Source organism: Brevibacterium yomogidense (assembly GCF_016107685.1).
Classification (GTDB): Bacteria; Actinomycetota; Actinomycetes; order Actinomycetales; family Brevibacteriaceae; genus Brevibacterium; species Brevibacterium yomogidense.
Genome location: NZ_JABASY010000007.1, coordinates 54,378 through 70,241 on the forward strand (window position 1 = coordinate 54,378; position 15,864 = coordinate 70,241).

The following is a 15,864-nucleotide window of genomic DNA, read 5'->3' on the forward strand; positions in this document are numbered from 1 at the left end:
CAGGCCGGACGCATGTGGGACGAGTCCGTATCCTGGACGCTGTTTCGGACGTGTGTCCTCGCGGGCTCCCGCTCACGCGGATAAGCTGGTGTCCATGTCTTTCACCCGTCCGTACGAACTGTTCCTGCGCGTGTTCGAGCCGCTCGCAGCGCACCCTCGGTGGCAGGGCGGCGGTACCGATGCGAACCGGGACCGGATCGAATCCGCCCTGCGGGAGGATGCGGACCAGCGGCTGCTCGTCCTGCCTCCCGCTCCGATGCCTCCGGCGACTCCCAGCATGCGCATGCTCCTGCCGGCCTCCCAGACTTCCGATGGGATCGACCGGGTATGGCCCGTCCAGCAGGACGTGCTGTCGTGGAGCGCGATCCGGGAGCTCGAGGAGTCGGTCCCCACATCGCTGCTGGACCCTCTGGTGCCTCGCAGCGTCCGCCGTGAAGCATCCATGGAGCGGATGGACTGGCTGCGCCGCGAGGACGGAGACCTCATGTACACGCAGGTCTCCTGCTGGCGGGTCCCCTTCCAGTGGTGGCTCGCCTTCGACGAGACGGTCGACCAGGTCATCGAGGAGGAGCAGGACGACGGTTCCGTCCGCATCCGCGTGCGCGCGGAGATCATGAGCGCTTCCGCCCGGGCCGACTGGGCGCGCGACGTCCTCGCAGCCACCACGCCGTCCGACGGGCCTGCCGCCGTTGCGGCCGAGTTCGCCGAATGGCTGGACAGCTTCGACTTCAACTCGATCCTCGAACTGGACCTGGGCGGCATGTCCGCCTACCACTGGGAGAGCGACATGCGTCACCGGCTCGAGGACTCCCTGGACGCGCTCGCCGATTCGGATGTCGAGCGCGCGACCGAGGCCTTCGCCGCCTACATGCACACGGTCGACACACAGCGCCTCGGCGCGCGCGTGAACTGACGTGGGCGGTCGACCGCACGTCTGGCTGTGGCTGCTGGTCGGTACCGCGATCCTCACGCAGACGACCCTCAACCTGGTCCGCCCCACGGTCAGCTACCAGCTGCTGGGGATGGGGGCTGACGCCGGGGCCGTCGGCCTGGTGACCTCCGCGTACGCGCTGTTGCCCCTCGTCCTCGTCATGTGGCTGGGGAGGCTCACGGAGCGGACGCCCCGCCTCTCCGCACTCATCGCCGTCGGCGCGGTGGTCTTCGCCGCATCCTGCCTGCTGCTGGCCTACGCCACGACGATCGTCGTGGTTGCGATCGGTTCCGTCGTCCTGGGTGTCGCCCACATCGTCTTCACCATCGCGGGGCAGGCGTCCATCGCCCGGTACATGCCGCCGGAGGACCTGGACCGGGGATTCGGCTGGTTCACCGCCGGCTACGCGGTGGGGCAGCTGCTGGGCCCGCTGCTGGGCGGACTCATGCTGGGCAGCGACACGGACCTCGACGCGCGCACCACGGCGATCCGCACCACTATGCTCGTGGGGGCCGCCGTGTCACTCGTCGCGCTCCCCGTCATCGCGCCCCTGGTCTTCGGCTTCGCCCGCCCCTATCGCGACGGCGCGGGCAGGGCCGAAGCCCCACAGGACGACGTGCCGGAGGCCGGTGTACCGGACGGCGGTGTCTCGGAGGACGGCGTTCCTGAGGCGGGCAGCTCGGACGGGGGTGCCGCGGAAGGAGGCGTCACAGAAGTCGGTGTCTCGCACAGGGGAGGGGCGGGCGGACCGGAGGGGGCCTCGGCGACGGAGGGGTCACCCGTCGGCAAGCCGACGATGCTCCGCATCCTGCGGCTGCCCACGATCCCCTCCCACATGATCGCGTCCCTGGCGCTGCTCACGATGGCCGACCTCCTCATCGCGTTCCTCCCGGTCGTGGGGGAGCGGCACGGTGTCGCCCCGGTGTGGGTGGGAGTCTTCCTCGCGGTGCGGGCGGGTGCGACGATCGCGTCGCGGATCTGCCTGCCGTGGCTGTCCGCCCGGTACCGCCGCAGCGACCTCGTGATCGTGAGCCTGCTGGGCGCCGGCGTCACGATCGTCGCAACACCGTCGACCCTCACGTGGCCCGTGGTGACGATCATCCTCATGGCCGTGGGCGGATTCTTCCTGGGCCTGGGCCAACCGCTCACCATGACACTGGTCGTCCAGTCCGTGCCCACCGCGTGGCGCAGCACCGCCTTGGCCGTCCGCCTCATGGGCAACCGGATGGGACAGGTCGTCATACCGCTGGCCGCCGGCGGGATCGCGTGGGCCGTGGGGCCTGCCGGGGCGATCTGGTTCGCATCCCTGCTGCTCGTGGTGAGCGGCGCGGAGAAGTCACTGCACCGGCGCGCAGGCGGATTCCGCCGATAGCGACGGAGTTCACAGCCGACTGACCGGCGACGCCACGGGGATGAGCAGTAGGCCGCTCAGTCTTCCTGTGCCCTGATAGCGAGCGGGGTCAGTCCTTCGCGGCGGTGAGCGTCTTGTAGCTGAGTCCCGCGATCGCGGCGCCGATCAGCGGGGCGACGATGAAGAGCCACACCTGCCCCAGTGCCGCGGGGTTGTAGAAGGCGACGGCAAGTGACCGTGCCGGGTTCACCGACGTGTTCGTCACCGGGATCGCGATGAGGTGGATGATCGTCAGCGTGAGGCCGATCGCCAGCGGCGCGAAACCAGCAGGCGCCCCCTTGTCGGTGGTGCCGAGGATGACCCACAGGAAGATCGCGGTGAGGACGACCTCGAGCACCAGACAGGCGAGCAGGCCGTAGCCGCCCGGCGACAGATCGCCGAACCCGTTGGTGGCGAAGGAGCCTGCTGCGGACGGGTCGATCGCGAACCCGTCCTGTCCACTTGCGACGATGTAGAGCACGGTCGCCGCGACCGCACCGCCGACGACCTGGATGCCCATGTAGGGGGCGACGGCCTTCGCCTCGATGCGCCCCGCGCACAGGGCACCCAATGTCACCGCCGGGTTGAAGTGGCCGCCGGAGATGTGGCCCAGCGCGTACGCACCCGTGACCACCGTGAGACCGAACGCCAGGGCGACGCCCAGGAAGCCGATGCCCATCTGGATGCCGTCACCATCGACGACCTTCGCCGCGAGCACCGCGGAGCCGCAGCCGCCGAACACCAGCCAGAACGTGCCGATGAACTCCGCCCAGAGGCGGGCGCGCATGGGGATGGGCGGTGCAGCGGTCATGGAGTCCTCCGGAATGCGAATGGCTAGTGCGGATCAAGAGTACTCCGGAAAGCGAGAGGAGGTCAGGAGGTCGACGCCGCGATTCGCGGGGCCGGCCGACGTGCGGTGCGCGGCGCGGGCCACACGAAGAGCGGGGTGCGCGCCAGCGGCACCATCGCCACGGGGACGACCAGGCCCGCGATGACGAGGAGTGCGATGATCGACCACGGCTCTGTGATCCCGACTGTGTCGATAGTCTCGAACGCGAGCGTGATGGTCGTGAGGTTCACGAGGTAGACGACGATCGATCCGCGCCCCACCCACTCGAGGAAGCGAAGGCGCGGGAGACGGGGCGCCAGCCACGTCACCGCGAGCACCCCGACGAGCGACGTCGTGAACGTCGCGAAGCCCAGCGTCGTCCGCAGCTCCGCATCCTGTGCGGCGAGGTAGCCCCACACGACGGTGAACATCACCATGACGGCCGGTAGGACGGGGGAGAGCCGCTGCCAGGTCTCCATGACCCCGGCGACGGCCGCCCCCGCGAAGAAGAACGCGCCGTACCAGAGCACCTTCTCCCCGTAGTCCACCCACGCGACGTCGGAGGTCATGAAGGAGGAGACGACGGCCATGGGGACAGGAAAGACCCACGCCGGCACGATACGGGTGAGCGGCGCAATCGCGTAGCAGACGATGAGCACCGACAGGAACCACAGATGCTGCCAGCCCATGAGCATCGCTGGGGCATCCATTAGTAGCCACCACGGGTCGTCGTCGCGCCACAGGGCCTCGAACGCCACCGCGACGACGAGGGTCCACAGCACGAACGGCCACACGAGCCCCCGCACCTTGCCCCACACGTAGGCGCCCGCGGGCTTCGTGAGCGACCGCGGCAGCAGCAGCCCGGAGAGGAAGAACAGCAGAGGCATGCGGAACGGCTGCATCGCCTCCCCGAAGCGCAACAGAATATCCGGGGTGCCGGGAACACGCTCGACCAGCGGGTACTGGATATGGAAGACCGCGACGAGCACGACCGCGAGACCGCGGAGCATGTCCATCCACCCGGCGCGAGGACGTGAAGAGTGTGGAGCCGTCATCACTACGAGCGTACGGGAGGGGAGGGGGCGCGCGGGCGGGAGGCGGCCTCGGCGGCGGTGGGCCGGACCGGGGGTACGGTGAGGTGAGCTGGCAGCGGCAGTGTCAGCCCCGGCGGAACTCCGCGATCATCGGGCAGTCGAACGGGTCGCGGGCGGCCAACCCGACGCGGTTGAGGTAGGCGATGACGATGCCGTACGACTTCAGCAGACTGGTCTCCGTGTAGGGGACGCCCAGCTCGCGGCACTTCTCGATGACGATCTGACGTGTCCTCGCGAGGTGCGGTCGCGGCATGTTCGGGAACAGGTGGTGCTCGATCTGGTAGTTCAGGCCACCCATGAACCACGTCGCCCACCAACCGCCGCGGATGTTGCGCGACAGGCGGACCTGCTTCGAGAAGAAGTCCATCTTCACACTGCGATCGATGAGCGGCATCCCCTTGTGGTTCGGGGCGAACGACGCGCCCATATAGACACCGAAGACCGCCAGCTGGACGCCCAGGAACGCGAACGCCATGCCCAGCGGCAGGAAGAAGAAGATCGGGAACAGGTAGAGGACGGTGCGAAGGGTGAGGAGGGTCAGCTCCAGCCAGCGGTTCTTGACCTTCCCGCGGGAGCACAGGTGGACGTAGCCCTGCACATAGAGGTTGAGGCCCTCAAGCGTGAGGAGGGGGAAGAACAGCCAACCCTGGCGGGACTGGAGCCAGCGGAAGAAGCCCTTCGACTTCGCGGCGTCCTCCGCGGCGAACGACAGGACTCCCGGCGCGATGTCCGGATCCTTGCCGACGATGTTCGGGTTGCCATGGTGGCGGGAGTGCTTCGAGTCCCACCACGAATAGCTCATGCCGACGACGGCGCCCAGTACCTGGGAGAGTTTGTCGTTCGCGGGTCCGGTCGACAGGATCGTGCGGTGCGCGGATTCATGCGCGAGGAAAGCGACCTGCGTGAAGAGGATGCCCAGCGCCGCGGCGATGAGGAGCTGGAACCAGCTGTCGCCCAACAGGATGAATCCCGCGACACAGCCGGCGAGCCCCACAATCAGAGCAGCCCCCACCATGCCGTAGAACCAGGGGGTGCGCGCCAAGAGGCCCTCGCTGCGGACGATCTTGGAGACCTCCAGGTACGACTTCGCCAGCGTGGGGAACGGGCGCGTCCTGATGAGGCCGGACTCCTTCGCCGGACTGGCCGTGACGGGATCACCCATGATCGTGTCAGCGGAAGGGTCGTGTGCGTCCGCGCCACCCACGTGCGGGAGTGCTGTGAACGGACCGGCCATTGTCTGGCTGTCCGTGGTCGGGCTGGAGGACGTGGCGGATGGAGACATTGAACGTACCGCTTCTCTTCGGAGCCGTCGTCGTCGAATCCCTGTCACCGGGGTTCACGGCTGTGCTGCATCGTGCGAGTGGTTTCCGGTCATCATTGCGCCGGAACGAGGGGAGAGGTGAGGGGGTTCGGGGCGGAAGGGGACTGGCGGAGGCTGTTCCGTCAAGGGTGTGCCGGCATCGCCAGGTCGAGATCTGTGGTGTGGGGTGTGTGTGGAGTGGTGCGGAGGGCCTGGAATGGAAGAGCGGGGGTGGGCGGTCAGAGACCGCACACCCCCGCTCAACGAGGATCAGAGAACGCGAACGCTCGTAGCCTGCATGCCCTTCGGGCTGGACTCCGCTTCGAAATCCACCGACTGGCCCTCTTCGAGGCTGCGGTAGCCCGAGCCCTCGATCGCGCTGAAGTGGGTGAAGACGTCAGCGGACCCATCGCTGGGCTCGATGAAGCCGAAGCCCTTTTCCGCGTTGAACCACTTGACGGTACCTGTAGCCATACTGCATATCCTTTGTGTACGGGTCACCCACCTGAGTGACCGTGTTTTCCGAACCGATTACCGGTCCGGAGATCTTTGGGGTGCGCATCCGAGGGTGCGCTGTGCATCCGACAGTGACTGCCGGACATGTGAGGGGCGTTCGACGAGGCGGCTTGGTATGGCGCGCATCGGTGCGCGCAGTGCCTGCCTGCGAATGCGGAGAGGTGAAGCGAGTGAAGAAGATGAAGATTCGTTTCGTCGGGCCGATGAGGCTTGAGTCGATGTGATCGCCGGGTACTGATGGGCATGTCGACCGGAGTGGCTCTCCGACGGACTCGCCGGTGTTTTTGTCCAGTTGCCTTGTGAGCGTGGAACCGTCGCACCGACTGGTTCGAGCGTAGCACGCTCAGCGGGGAATGGGGCGCACTCTCTTCACAGGCTTCCGGTGAGAACCCTGAGCGCCCGCCTGCGGGCACTGAACGGCCGGCTGGTCTCATGGGTGTGAATGCGCTGGTCAGAAGGCCGACTATGAATACTCACGGTCGAACCGGGAGCGCGAAGAGGGGTGCTCGGGCAATGATCGGATCACCAGTCACCCTCAGTGAGACGAGAGGAACACGTTCATGAAGCTGTCCCCTGATTCCGAAGCGGTCGTCGCAGCGACCGCAGGTGTCGTCGGCGACCACGCGGAGCAGATCACCAAGGTCTTCTACCCGGACATGTTCGATGCGCATCCGGAGCTGCTCAACGTCTTCAACGTCGCGAACCAGGCGATCGGAGAGCAGCCGAAGGCACTCGCGGCGTCCGTCGTGGCCTTCGCGGTCCACCTCATCGACCCTGACGCCCCGGACTTCACCCCGATCATGCAGCGGATCGCCCACAAGCACGTGTCCCTGGGCATCAAGGCCGCCGAATACACGATCGTGGGCCGGTACCTGCTGGGCGCCGTGCAGAAGGTGCTGGGCGACGCGGTCACACCAGAGGTGGCAGCAGCGTGGGACGAGGTGTACTGGCTCTTCGCCACCTCGCTCATCGCCGAAGAGGCGAAGCTGTACGCCGAGGCAGGCACGGATCCGGACGAGCCGTGGCGCCAGTACCGAGTCGTCGAGCGGTTCGAGGAGTCCGATGAGGTGTTCTCCCTGCTGCTCGCCCCGGTGTCCGGGAATATCCCCAGCCACCGGACGGGGCAGTACGTTGCGATCGCCGTCGACGTACCCGGGGGGACGCGGCAGCCGCGGCAGTACACGATCTCGTCGGGGCCTCGGGGTGATTCGATCCGCGTCACCATCAAGCGGGTCCGAGGTGTCGACGGTGCCCCGGACGGGCAGGTGTCCGGCTGGCTGCACGAGAACGCGAAGCCCGGCACGATCCTCGATGTGTCGCAGCCGGCGGGTGACGTCGTGCTCGACGAGTCCGATACGCCGGTGGTGCTGGTGTCCGCAGGCATCGGGATCACTCCCGTCGCCGCGATCATGGAGGATCTGTCCCGCCGCCAGCCCGACCGCACGGTCCGTCTGTTCCACGCGGACAAGTCGCACGAGCACCACGCCCTCTACGACGGACTCCGCCGGCAGGTGCTCGCCATGCCGGATGCCCGTGCGCAGAACTGGTACGAGGAGAACGCCGAGGCTGCACCCACCCTGCATCCAGCCCGCCCCGGCTTCATGGACCTCAAGGACGTCGAGCTGCCGGCGGAGGCGAAGGTGTTCATGTGCGGGCCGCTGCCCTTCATGCAGATCGCCCGCCGCACCCTCATCGATCAGGGCGTGCCGAGCGAGCGCATCCACTACGAGGTGTTCGGCCCCGATATGTGGGCGCAGAACCCCGACGGGTGAGTGAGGCAGGGTCTGGTCACTGAAACCGGACCCGGTCGCTGAGGCCGGGTCTGTCTGCTGAGGCTGGACAAAGCAGGCGGTGAGGCGCCGCGCATCCGCCCAGCGATCGTGAGTTCACCTTCCGGGGGCACGGGACGACGTTCCGTGCCCTGGAAGGTGAACTCTCGTGCTGGTCGATGCGTCAGCGCTGGGAGCGCATGGCATCCGCGGCATACTGCTCGAGTTCCGCGGCGTCGCGATCGCTGTCGATGCCACCCGGCTGCGCTGTGCGTGCGCCTTCGCCGGCAAGGCCCAGGACCAGCAGGCACCGGTGGGGTTCGACGAACGGGTGGAGCTTCTTCAGCTCGAGTGGGCCGGGAACCTGTTCGAGCTGGTGGCGCACGAGCTTCGCGTGGACGGAGCAGATCAGCGGACGGTTGGTGTCGATGAGGTCCTGGTAGAGGCAGGGAAGCAGGCCGACGGTGAGCTCGCCTTCATCGACGTCGGGCTCCAGCCCCGCGTCATCGAGGTGTTCGTACAGGACATCCAGCTGGTGGGAGGCCTCGTCGCCCAGCTCTTCGCTGTAGTCGAGGTCCGGGGCTATCCTGCGCAGCAGCCTGCCTCGGTCCTTCGCCTCCTCCAGGCGACGCTGCGCCGCCGAGCTGTGCTCTGCCTTCCGCACGGGGGAGTAGCCCATCGGCGGGCGGCCTCGTTTACCCGTTTCGACGGGGGCGCTCACGACGAAGCCCTCTTCCTCGAGGACTCGCAGGTGATCGCGTGCGGTGTTGACATGCACGCCGGTCTCATCCGCCAGTTCCCGCAGCTGCCGCCCGGGCTTCCGCTGCACTGATTGGAGCAGGCGAAGTCGACTCACCTGTGTGAGTCCCCGGAAGTCATCCACCCGACGAGGCATGCCCCCCAGTGTAAGGAGGGCTCCTGAAGGCGTGCTCACCTCCGGAGTTGCGGACGGTCAGCCGAACGAACCCTCACTCGGGCCGGTGCGCAAGTGCCGCTTCTTCGAGAACGCGTTCACCCAGTGGGCGGAAGTCCACGCTGTCGACGTCGTACCACTCGTCCAGGTTCTCCAAGTCGCCGTCGTCGGTGTAGCCGAGCTCTTCGACGATTCCTGACCACTTGTCTGCGGACGACGTCAATTGTTCCCGGATGTCCTCGTCGATCCTGCTGTCGGCGATGAGGCCGTCGACCAGCTCCTCCTGCGTCTGCTCCATCGTTTCCTGCACTTCAGGATCGATGGTGTTGAAGCCGCCTCCTGCAGCCCGAGCGTCCTGCACTGCCTTGAGGCTCGAATCCATCGTGCTCGCAAGCTGACCATGGAACATGTCGACTTCGGCATCGAAGATGATCTGCTGGTAAGCCAGTGGAAGGTCAGTGAAGCTCGATCCTGCGACGTGTGACGCCGTCGCGCCGCCGGTCATTCTGTGGCCTTCGAACAGCGTGACATGCGGTGCGACTTCCAGCAGGCCCGTCGATCCTGCGACTTGCCCCTGAACGAAGGTGCAGTCGACAGTGTGGCGCTGCAGTGCTTCGAATGTCTCGCCGTACTCCATGGAGACAGGTGATGCGCCGATGCTTTCAGCGATCGGCCCTTGCGCAGTCCCGCCGATCCGGATCTGTCGGCCCTCCCAGTCGTCGGCTCCCGCAATCGGTGTGTTGCACGCGATCCAGTAGTCCCCTGACGACAGCAATGGCGAGAGAGGTGTCAGGCCCTTTTCCTCGTACTCTTCGATGAGCTGCGGGTCGTTCCACGCGGCCTCACTCATCATTGCCTGTGAGATCGCTTCCCCGGTCAACGGTGCGGCGCTCGAGTACTGAGTCAGCTTGTTGTACGCATCGATCGTCGGGTATGCCGCTGGGTCGTAGATCGGCACGTGATACGCAATGTCGATGCGGCCGTCTGCGAGTGCATCGTTGGTTTCGGGGTAGCCGGCGATCGCCTGCCCCCAGACCATATCGAGGGAGATCTTTCCGCCCGACCGCTCCTCGATCGCCTCCGCGAAGGAATGCCCCGCGACAGCAGCTGGCGTATCCGGCGAGGAGCCGCTTGGCTGATAGACGAGCGTGACAGGGTCGAGGTCTTCAATAACCGCATCGACCTCGGGCTGTGAGGCGACGTACGCGAAACCTTCGCCGCCGCCCGCGCTGTTGCTGTTGCTGACCGAACCTGCGCATCCGCTGACGAACAGCAGCGATGCGATCGCTGCAACGGCCGAAACTCCCGTGGTCGGTGTGCTCCGAAGCATATTTCTCCCTTGAAATCGAGTGCCTCATGCGCGCTGCAACTGTCGACGATGACAGCGTGCGACTTTTGTGAAATCGACGTCGCTTTCAATTTTGAGTCTATAGACGCACAGTGAGGCATACAAGGGGTGCAAGCGACTCCGCGCAGCCGCCTGGGTTTCCGCTGCTCGGCGAGCTTCACGCCCTGCGAGGGGTTCCGGGTGGTTCTTGCGCGGGGCATGGCAGAAGACCCCCGCCGAGGCGAGGGTCTTCACTGTCTGGTGGCTCCGACCGGCGTCGATCCGGTGGCCTTTCGATTTTCAGTCGAACGCTCTACCAACTGAGCTACAGAGCCATATTCAGATATCGACTGAACGGGATGCAGCTGAAGAATTCAGTCTTTGAAAGAACAAAGGCCCTTCTGTGTGAGAAGAGCCTTGTGCTCCGCGACCCTGACGGGACTCGAACCCGCGACCTCCGCCGTGACAGGGCGGCGCGCTAACCAACTGCGCTACAGGGCCATATTCACTTCTTGTTACTGCTGTGCCGATGGGCGTCGAAGCTCATCATACACGTACCCCCAACGGGATTCGAACCCGTGTCGCCGCCGTGAAAGGGCGGTGTCCTAGGCCACTAGACGATGGGGGCTTGCTAGCGGTCTACCGCCTTTCGGCCTTGAACCTCCGTAAGCTTAGCCCGACTTCTTCGCGGCGCGCAAATCGGTTCGTCGGTGTCCTTGATCACAGGCTCCGACCGCGGTCGTTCGCGCTCTTCCCTAGACTGCGGGCATGGATGTGCATGCCGTGAGCGATGAGCTCTTCGATTCGCTGATCGATGACGCGGTGCGTCATCTTCCTGCAGGGGTCGTCGACTTCATGGACAACGTCGCCCTCTTCATCGAGCCCGACCCGCCGGCGGACTCGCCCGGACTCCTGGGCATCTACGACGGCATCCCCCTCACAGAGCGGGCTTCCGGATCCTTCAGCTTCGTGCCGCCGGACACCATCACACTCTTCAAGAACCCGCTCGTGGGGTACGCGGAGGACCTGGAGCATCTGCGGGAAGAGATCCTCGTGACGATCGTCCACGAGATCGCGCACCACTACGGCATCGAGGAGGACCGGCTCCACGAGCTCGGGTGGGGCTGAGTGGGGGCGATGTGACTCGTATCGCACGATTTCACATGGGAACAGCGTATCTCGTATCGTGGCCGCATCATGTCCCGACTCACACAAGTGGCAGCCGCTACGCCCGCGCTCCGTGTCCTCGGCCTGGCCGGTATCGAATACTCCGTCCATGAGTACGAGCACGACCCGCGTGCGCGCCGTTACGGCGGCGAAGCCGCGGAGAAGCTGGGTGTCGAACCCGACCGGGTGTTCAAGACACTGCACATCCTCGTCGACGCCGAACCGGTCACCGCACTGGTGCCGGTGTCAGGCCAGCTTGACCTCAAAGCGCTCGCCTCTGCTGCGGGTGGCAAGAAGGCGACACTCGCCGGGGTGGCAGAAGCCGAACGGCGCACGGGTTACGTCACCGGTGGCATGAGCCCGTTCGGACAGCGTGCCGCGACCCCCGTCTACATCGACGATTCCGTGACGGAGCACCACTCGGTGTTCATCTCCGCCGGCCGTCGGGGCCTCGAGATCGAGATGCGGCCCCACGACCTCCTCATGCTCACGAACGCGTCCGTCGCGAGGATCGCCCAGCTCGACTGACGCCTGCGCGTCCGCGCCCGGTCGTTGGCGGTCATCCGCTCCCCGGTTCCATCTGACCGGATCCACTTCTCAGTTGCCGCTCACCGTCAGTGCGCCCGCACGGGCTCACGCTGTCAGGGCGCCCACACGGGTTCGCCGACCGCGGGTTCCACCGACCCACCGCTCACGTCCGCGAGGCTGCGGAGTCCCGCGTCGAGTTCGGCGGGCGGGATGAAGACGGTGACGACGACCTCGGCGGCGTATTCCGACTCCGTCGTCCACCCGGCAGCGGCAGCCATCCGGTCGATGGCGGCTGCGAGCGCGTAGTCGACGGTCATCGTCACCGGCACCCGCTGGGAGTACGTCACCGCAGCCGAGGCCGCGACCGCCTCCGAGGTCGCGTCACCATACGCGCGGACCAGACCGCCCGCACCCAGCAGCGTGCCGCCGAAGTAGCGGGTGACGACCGCCAGCACATACGTGAGTTCATTCCCGACGAGGACGTCGAGGATGGGCGCACCCGCCGTGCCCGCAGGCTCCCCGTCATCGCTGAACCGCCGCGTCCGGGAATCCGGGTCGATCACGAACGCAGTGCAGTGATGGCGGGCCTTGGGGTGCTCCGACCGGCGCTGGGAGATGACCTCGCGGGCCTCGTCCTCGTTCGCGACGGGCGCCAGGAGGGCGAGGAAGCGGGAGCGCTTGATCTCGAGTTCGGCCTCCACGGGACCGGACACTGTGCGATACGACGTGGGGGACGACATGGTCCGACTCTATCGGGACGTGCCGGTGCGGGTGGGCCGGTGGGTGCGATCGAGTGGGTGCCGAACGGGCGGTTCGGACGTACGGTGGAAGGTGTCGGGCAGGCTACCCGACGGCGCAGAGTGAGCGCGAGCGCGCACCTGCACAACCCCAGGGAGGAACGACGATGTTGGATTTCACGGAGGATGAACTGGACGAGCTCCGCGCGGAGTCGCAGCGAGCGTACGACCTGGACCGGGCGCACGTCTTCCATTCGTGGTCGGCGCAGAAGCAGATCACGCCCATGGTCGTGTCCCGGGCGGCGGGCTCGTACGTCTACGACGGGGAGGGCAAGCCGTTCCTCGACTTCTCCTCGCAGCTCGTCAACACGAACATCGGGCACCAGCACCCCGAGGTCGTCCAGGCGATCAAGGACCAGGCGGACCTGCTCTGCACGATCAATCCCGCGCACGCGAACGACAAGCGCTCCGAAGCGGCCCGGCTCATCGCGGAACGCCTGCCGGAATCACTCAACAAGGTGTTCTTCACCAACGGCGGTGCGGACGCCATCGAGCACGCAGTGCGCATGGCACGCCTGCACACCGGACGCCGGAAGGTTCTGTCCCGCTACCGCAGCTACCACGGCGGCACGGAGCAGGCCATCAACATCACGGGCGACCCGCGACGGTTCCGCAACGACGTGGGCGACGCCGGCACCGTCCACTTCTTCGGGCCCTTCCTTTACCGGTCCGAATTCCACGCGACGACCCAGGAGGAGGAGACGGAGCGGGCACTCACGCACCTGCGCCGCACCATCGAGCTCGAAGGGCCGCAGACCATCGCCGCGCTCGTCCTCGAGACGATCCCCGGAACCGCGGGCATCATGATCCCGCCGAAGGAGTACATGCAGGGCGTGCGCGCACTGTGCGACGAATTCGGCATCGTGTACATCGCCGACGAGGTGATGGCCGGGTTCGGCCGGTCCGGGAAGTGGTTCGCGTTCGAGCACTTCGACGTCGTGCCGGATCTCGTCGCCTTCGCGAAGGGCGTGAACTCCGGTTACGTGCCGCTGGGTGGTGTGGCGATCAGCGACGCGATCTTCGATTCGTTCGCCGACGTCCCCTACCCGGGCGGCCTCACCTACTCCGGGCACCCGCTGGCGGCCGCCGCTGCGGTCGCGACGATCAACGCGATGCAGGACGAAGGCATGGTGGAGAACGCCGCACGGCTGGGCGACGAGGTCGCGGGCCCGCGGCTGCGCGAGATCGAGCAGGCGTCCCCACTGGTGGGCGAAGTCCGCGGCACCGGGATGTTCTGGGCGATCGACCTGGTGAGCGACAAGGCGACGAAGGAGCCGCTGGCACCCTACGGTGGATCCTCCCCGCAGATGAACGAGGTGATCGGCCGGATCAAGGCCGGCGGCGTCCTGCCGTTCGCCAACTTCAACCGCATCCACGTCGTCCCACCGCTCAATGTGACCGAAGCGGACCTGCGGAAGGGGCTCGACGTGATCGAGCGGGCCCTCACGGAACCCCTCTGATGCTCATCAGCGAAGACCTCCTCCTGCTGCTCACCCGTGACGACGGCAGGACGGAGGCGTGGGTCTCCTACCGTGACTACGCGCTGGCCGCCGGACTGCTGAGCGACCTCGCGCTCGCCGAATGCGTCGAGTTCGAGCCGGGGAAGAAGAGGAACCCCCGGGTGTTGATGGTTGGTGGGACTGGTGGATCGGCCGACAGGATCGGCGGGCCGGCGGGCAGTGTCCGCGGTGCCGGGGGACCGATCGGCGGTGCCGCAGGCGCGGGCGGTGGGTCGCAGCCGGACGGCCCGGGCGCCATCATGGCGTTCGGGCTGCAGGCGCTGGCGGCACGGAGCAAGCCTCCGCGCGTCCAATCCCTCATCACCGCAGGCTGGTTCAACCCGAAGGTGGTCGTATCCCGCAGCCTGATGGCACAGGGCGTCGTCGGGCTCGAGGAGGCCCGGTTCCTGGGGTTGAAGCCGGAGAGGTACCCGGTTGTCGATGACGAGCCGGAGCGCCTCACCCGGGCGCGCTTGCATGACGCGTTGGCGGGACGCGGCGAGGTCTCCGTGACAGACGCGATGATCCTCGGGATCCTGCGCGGAATGGATGCGGCGAAGGTCGTCCTCAAGGAGGAGGCCGCGAGCGCTGGGCTCAAAGGCCGTGCGCTCAGCAAGCGCATCGAGCGGATCTCCGAGGAGCTGCCGGAGGCCGCCCAGCGCGGGAATCAGGCGATCAAGGGTGTCATCGACGCCATGAACGCCGCGATCATGGGGGCGGTCACGGCTGCCGCTGCCTCCGGTGCCGCCGCGAGCTCCTGAGAGGCTGTGGCGGGAGGGTCAGTCGAAACCGCCCCCACCGGGCGCGACGGATACCCGCAGTGACCGGGCGGTGAAGCTGTGCCGTCTGTACTTGCGCGCAGCGGACTCCAAAGAGCCCCAGGACAGGGCATCCCACGCGAGCGGATACTCCGGGTTGAGTCCCCACGGCTGGACGGGTGCGTTGTCCCGCAGGAGCGGTGCCGCTTCGTCGATGTGTCGTTCGACCTGCGACAGCCACTCGGCGGTCCACGGCGACCCGGGTTTGAAGGCGACTGCGGCGGGGTGGAGTGCGCGGGCCCCGCGACGGGTGCGCGCGACACGCTTCCCCATGGGAGTGAAGGACGGCAGCGCCTTCGCGCTCATCCCTCCTGCCCACAGGACGGCGGAGGAATTCAGCTTGTCGAGCACCGGTCCCCACGCTCCGGTCAGTGGCTTGATGTCCGCGTACGCACCGCCGTGGTGGTGCATGAAGTATGCCCGCAAGTAATCAGCACGATGGTGGAAGCTGAGGTCCTCGTAGGAGGGGTGGAGCGGGTGCTGGGCGACGAGGTACTCGCTGAGGTTCTGTGGTGTCACCAGGTGGAAGTCGAGGCCCAGGTTCGTGTAGCGCAGGATGTCGAGAGACCGGCGACGGACGTCTGACATGGCGTTCTCACCAGCCCAAACAGCGAAGACCTGTCCTGGGGCGTGGGGCGCTGACGGTGCGGGGGCCGAGGCCGCGTGCGCGGGTGACTCCGAGGGGAGCGGGGCCGCCGGGGCGAGATCTGCAGGAAACTGTGGGAAGCGACGCATCATCATGCCTCCTCTGAAAGCGGCGCGTGTTGTTACTATACGGTTGGTTTTCGGAAGATGCGACACCGGGGCGGCTGGGGCACAAGCCCCATTGATGCGCCGCATCCGGCGCCCGCGATCACTCTCTCAACGGTGAGAGGCGCGTGGGCGGGGCTCTTCAGGCGCGCCTCTACTGCGACTGCTTCGCATGGTTGTTATGCTTCGTGAACTGAATGGCCGGGCATCACTGGCACCTGCTGCGGCGGTGTCTG

15 protein-coding genes and 3 tRNA genes are annotated in these 15,864 nt (G+C 66.8%); 7 read left to right on the plus strand and 11 right to left on the minus strand.

Annotation, left to right across the window (positions count from 1 at the left end; translation table 11 throughout):
* Positions 1-94 precede the first annotated feature (94 nt).
* On the plus strand, positions 95-913 hold the full coding sequence (locus JFC09_RS14880; RefSeq protein ID WP_198394836.1) for a hypothetical protein: 819 nt from the start codon (positions 95-97) through the stop codon (positions 911-913).
* Position 914: 1 nt separating this feature from the next.
* Positions 915-2,303 (plus strand): MFS transporter, encoded by a 1,389-nt coding sequence (locus JFC09_RS14885; RefSeq protein WP_198394837.1) that lies wholly within the window; start codon positions 915-917, stop codon positions 2,301-2,303.
* Positions 2,304-2,391: 88 nt separating this feature from the next.
* Here JFC09_RS14885 and aqpZ read toward each other — a convergent pair whose 3' ends face one another.
* The 4 genes from aqpZ to JFC09_RS14905 form a co-directional block, all read right to left on the minus strand.
* On the minus strand, positions 2,392-3,132 hold the full coding sequence (aqpZ, locus tag JFC09_RS14890) for an aquaporin Z (RefSeq protein ID WP_198394838.1): 741 nt from the start codon (positions 3,130-3,132) through the stop codon (positions 2,392-2,394).
* Positions 3,133-3,194: 62 nt separating this feature from the next.
* Complete coding sequence (locus tag JFC09_RS14895; RefSeq protein WP_198394839.1) at positions 3,195-4,205, minus strand: acyltransferase family protein; 1,011 nt, start codon at positions 4,203-4,205, stop codon at positions 3,195-3,197.
* Positions 4,206-4,308: 103 nt separating this feature from the next.
* On the minus strand, positions 4,309-5,406 hold the full coding sequence (locus tag JFC09_RS14900) for a fatty acid desaturase family protein (protein WP_198394900.1): 1,098 nt from the start codon (positions 5,404-5,406) through the stop codon (positions 4,309-4,311).
* Positions 5,407-5,814: 408 nt separating this feature from the next.
* Positions 5,815-6,018 carry a cold-shock protein gene (locus JFC09_RS14905; RefSeq protein ID WP_019158244.1) on the minus strand — a complete coding sequence of 68 codons (204 nt, stop codon included), beginning with the start codon at positions 6,016-6,018 and terminating at the stop codon, positions 5,815-5,817.
* Positions 6,019-6,620: 602 nt separating this feature from the next.
* Between JFC09_RS14905 and JFC09_RS14910 the strand changes: the two genes are divergently transcribed.
* Positions 6,621-7,832 (plus strand): globin domain-containing protein, encoded by a 1,212-nt coding sequence (locus JFC09_RS14910; protein WP_198394840.1) that lies wholly within the window; start codon positions 6,621-6,623, stop codon positions 7,830-7,832.
* A gap of 181 nt (positions 7,833-8,013) precedes the next feature.
* Here JFC09_RS14910 and JFC09_RS14915 read toward each other — a convergent pair whose 3' ends face one another.
* The 5 genes from JFC09_RS14915 to JFC09_RS14935 form a co-directional block, all read right to left on the minus strand.
* On the minus strand, positions 8,014-8,724 hold the full coding sequence (locus JFC09_RS14915; RefSeq protein WP_198394841.1) for a helix-turn-helix domain-containing protein: 711 nt from the start codon (positions 8,722-8,724) through the stop codon (positions 8,014-8,016).
* A 73-nt stretch (positions 8,725-8,797) separates the two neighbouring features.
* The gene (locus tag JFC09_RS14920) at positions 8,798-10,072 is read right to left on the minus strand and encodes a type 2 periplasmic-binding domain-containing protein (protein WP_198394842.1); all 1,275 of its coding nucleotides are present in this window, start codon (positions 10,070-10,072) and stop codon (positions 8,798-8,800) included.
* A gap of 256 nt (positions 10,073-10,328) precedes the next feature.
* Positions 10,329-10,404 (minus strand) — tRNA-Phe (locus JFC09_RS14925).
* Between the two features lie 92 nt (positions 10,405-10,496).
* Positions 10,497-10,570 (minus strand) — tRNA-Asp (locus JFC09_RS14930).
* Between the two features lie 54 nt (positions 10,571-10,624).
* Positions 10,625-10,697: transfer RNA gene (locus tag JFC09_RS14935), tRNA-Glu, on the minus strand.
* Positions 10,698-10,837: 140 nt separating this feature from the next.
* Here JFC09_RS14935 and JFC09_RS14940 point away from each other — a divergent pair.
* Both JFC09_RS14940 and ybaK read left to right on the plus strand, forming a co-directional pair.
* Positions 10,838-11,197 (plus strand): metallopeptidase family protein, encoded by a 360-nt coding sequence (locus tag JFC09_RS14940; RefSeq protein ID WP_198394843.1) that lies wholly within the window; start codon positions 10,838-10,840, stop codon positions 11,195-11,197.
* Between the two features lie 69 nt (positions 11,198-11,266).
* Entirely contained in the window at positions 11,267-11,764 is a 498-nt protein-coding gene (gene ybaK / locus JFC09_RS14945) for a Cys-tRNA(Pro) deacylase (RefSeq protein WP_198394844.1), read from the plus strand.
* Positions 11,765-11,877: 113 nt separating this feature from the next.
* Here ybaK and JFC09_RS14950 read toward each other — a convergent pair whose 3' ends face one another.
* Positions 11,878-12,504: an IMPACT family protein gene (locus tag JFC09_RS14950; protein ID WP_198394845.1), complete on the minus strand. Its 627-nt coding sequence runs from the start codon at positions 12,502-12,504 to the stop codon at positions 11,878-11,880.
* Positions 12,505-12,668: 164 nt separating this feature from the next.
* Between JFC09_RS14950 and JFC09_RS14955 the strand changes: the two genes are divergently transcribed.
* Positions 12,669-14,021, plus strand: a complete 1,353-nt coding sequence (locus JFC09_RS14955) for an aspartate aminotransferase family protein (protein WP_198394846.1) — start codon at positions 12,669-12,671, stop codon at positions 14,019-14,021.
* Positions 14,021-14,821, plus strand: a complete 801-nt coding sequence (locus JFC09_RS14960) for a GOLPH3/VPS74 family protein (RefSeq protein WP_198394847.1) — start codon at positions 14,021-14,023, stop codon at positions 14,819-14,821. The genes JFC09_RS14955 and JFC09_RS14960 overlap by 1 nt, the downstream gene beginning before the upstream one ends.
* A gap of 18 nt (positions 14,822-14,839) precedes the next feature.
* On the opposite strand, the gene JFC09_RS14965 is transcribed toward JFC09_RS14960, so the two are convergent.
* A complete protein-coding gene (locus JFC09_RS14965) occupies positions 14,840-15,466 on the minus strand; it encodes a glycosyltransferase family 32 protein (RefSeq protein ID WP_198394848.1) in 627 nt (208 codons plus the stop codon).
* Positions 15,467-15,864 lie beyond the last annotated feature (398 nt).